Source organism: Streptomyces cavernae, assembly GCF_004023625.1.
Lineage (GTDB): Bacteria > Actinomycetota > Actinomycetes > Streptomycetales > Streptomycetaceae > Streptomyces > Streptomyces cavernae.
Genome location: NZ_RPDJ01000105.1, coordinates 1 through 3,181 on the forward strand (window position 1 = coordinate 1; position 3,181 = coordinate 3,181).

Annotated in this window: 1 protein-coding gene; it reads right to left on the reverse strand. The window is 72.0% G+C overall.

The window, feature by feature from the left end:
• Positions 1–3,181 (reverse strand): SDR family NAD(P)-dependent oxidoreductase (locus tag EF387_RS46285; RefSeq protein ID WP_128382564.1); only part of this gene is annotated, 3,181 nt, incomplete at both ends.

Below are 3,181 nucleotides of genomic sequence, written 5' to 3' on the forward strand. Positions count from 1 at the left end.
GACGTGCGCGTTCGTACCACTGATACCGAAGGACGAGACACCCGCGCGCCTCGGATGTCCGTTCTCCTCCCACACCCTGCCGCGGGAGAGTACCTCGACCGCGCCGGCCGACCAGTCCACGAACGGCGACACCTCATCGGCGTGCAGCGACCTCGGCAACACCCCGTACCGCATGGCCTGCACCATCTTGATGACCCCGGCCATACCCGAAGCAGCCTGCGTATGACCGATGTTGGACTTCACCGACCCCAGCCACAACGGCCGATCCTCGGGCCGGTCCTGGCCGTACGTCGCCAGCAACGCCTGCGCCTCGATCGGATCACCCAGCTTCGTGCCCGTACCGTGCGCCTCCACCACATCCACATCCGCCGCCGACAAACCGGCGTCCGCCAACGCCCCCCGGATCACCCGCTGTTGGGACGGACCACTCGGAGCGGTCAACCCGTTCGACGCACCGTCCTGATTGATCGCCGAACCACGCACCACCGCCAGCACCCGGTGCCCGTTGCGCCGCGCGTCCGACAACCGCTCCAGCAGCAGGACACCGACCCCCTCCGACAGGGCGAAGCCGTCGGCGGTGGCGGAGAAGGGCTTGCAGCGGCCGTCCTGGGCGAGGGCCCGCTGCCTGCTGAAGGCGACGAAGGGTCCGGGTCCGGACATCACCGTGGCGGCGCCCGCCAGGGCGAGTTCGCACTCTCCGGCCCGCAGCGCACGTACGGCCATGTGCAGGGCGACCAGCGACGAGGAGCAGGCCGTGTCGACCGTCACCGCGGGCCCCTGAAGGCCCAAGGTGTAGGCGATGCGGCCGGACGCCACGCTCGCCGCGGCCCCGGTGGCCAGGTAGGCCTCGGTCTCCCCCGCGGCGGCGCGCAGTTGGGCGGAGTACTCCTGGTCGGTCAGACCCACGTAGACGCCGGTGCTGCTACCACGCAGGGTGTGCGGATCCATGCCCGCCCGCTCCAGGGCCTCCCAGGTGGTCTCCAGCAGCAGGCGCTGCTGCGGGTCCATGGCGAGGGCCTCACGCGGCGAGATCCCGAAGAACCCCGCGTCGAACTCCGCCGCGTCGTAGAGGAAACCGCTCTCACGGACATAGCTGGTACCGGCCCGTTCGGGATCCGGATCATAGAGGGCGTCCAGATCCCAGCCACGGTCGGCGGGGAACTCCGAGATGACGTCCGCCTCCTCGCGCACCAGCCGCCACAGGTCCTCCGGCGAACGCACCCCACCGGGATAACGGCACCCCATCGACACGATCGCGATCGGCTCGTCGTCCACACCACCACCGGGGACCCGCACCTCCGCGTCGGCGGGGGCCTGCTCGGTGTCGGCTCCGGAGCCGAAGGCCTGCCTTTCGAGGAAACCGGCCAGTGCGGCGATGCTGGGGTGGTCGAAGACGACCGTGGTGGGCAGTCGCAGACCGGTGCCGCGGCTGAGGCGATTGCGCAGTTCGACGGCGGTGAGCGAGTCGAATCCGATGTCCTTGAAGGCCAGTTCCGTGTCGATGGTGTCCCGGCCGTCGTGTCCGAGCACGGTGGCGACCTGCCGGCTCACCAGGTCCAGGAGGGCCGCCCGACGCCGCGTCGGGTCGAGTTGTGTCAGGTGCTGGAGCAGAGCGGGTTCGGCGTCGGACGCCGTGCCACCGTCGTCCGCGGGCTGCGCCTCCGGCAGTTCGGCGAGGAGGGGGCTGCGTCGGACAGAGGTGAACACGCCCGCGAAGCGCCGCCAGTCGACATCGGCGATCGCGACGAACGTCTCGTCGTGGTCCAGCGCCTGCTGGAGACCGGTGATTGCGGTGTCGGGATCGATGACGGGCACACCGCGTCGACGGAGGTCTTCCTGCACGTCCTCGGCGATCATGCCACCGCCGGCCCAGGGGCCCCAGGCGACCGAGAGGACCGGTACGCCGTCCGCGCGGCGCTGCTCGGCGCGTGCGTCGAGGATGGCGTTGGCGGCGGCGTAGGCGCCGTGGTCGGCCACGCCCCACGTTCCGGAGATGGAGGAGAAGTAGACGACGGCGTCGAGTGCGGCCGGATCGAGTGCGGCGTCGAGGTGGTCGGCGCCGAGCACCTTGCCGGACAGGGTGGACACCAGGTCGGCGATCCCCGCGTCGGCGAGTGATCCGAGGGCGCTGACGCCCGCGGCGTGCAGGACCGTGCGCACGGGCGGCACACCCTCCTGCTCCAGCCGCCGCATCAGCGTGGCGACGGAGTCCGGGTCCGCCACATCGCAGGCGACGAAGGTGACCGGTGTGCCCTGCTCTTCGAGCTCCTGGCGGAGGTCGGCCATGCCGGGTGCGTCGGCGCCGCGGCGTCCGGTCAGAACGAGATGCCCGGCACCGTTGCCGGCGAGCCAGCGCGCCATGCGGGCACCGAGGGCGCCGGTTCCGCCCGTGACGAGGACGGTGTCACGCGGCCTCCAGTCGCGGGCGTCGTGAGCACCGCCGTGCGGGGCGCGGACGAGTCGGCGGCCGAGTGGCTTGCTGCCCCGGACTGCGATCTGGTCCTCGGTACCGTCGCCGACGAGGATGTCGACGAGCAGATCGCAGGAGGCGGCGTCGGCCCCGTCGGGGAGGTCGACCAGACCGCCCCACCGCTTCGGGTGTTCGAGGGCGGCGACGCGGCCGAGTCCCCAGACACCGGCCTGGACGGGCGCGGCGGGTGCCCGGTCGTCGGCTGTGGCGACGGCACCGCGGGTGACGCACCACAGCGGTGACTGGATGCCCGCGTCGCCGAGGGCCTGGAGGAGCGCGAGGCTCACCGCCAGGCCCTGCGGCACGGACGCGTGCTCGGGGTGCGGACGCTCGTCGAGGCCGGCCAGGGAGACGACACCGCCGAAGTCACCGGCCACGACCTCGGCCTCGGCCCGGAGCCGGCCCAGTAACCGCTCCCGCTCGGAATCCGCCGCACCGACCGTCAGCACGCGGACGTCGTCCGCCCGTTCCGTGAGTGCGGCGAAGACGCCCCGGAACAGCGGGTCGTCGCTGCACACCTCGGGAACGACGAGGAGCCAGGTGCCATCTGCGCGGACGCCCGTGAGCTGACGATGCGTCAAAGCCCGCCAAGCGACGCGGTAGCGCCAGTTGTCGAGCGTCGAGCGGGCTCGCCTGCTGCTGTGCCAGGCCGACAGGGCCGGGACGACCGCGTCCAGGGACTCCACGTCCGTCAGCCCGATCGTGCGAGCG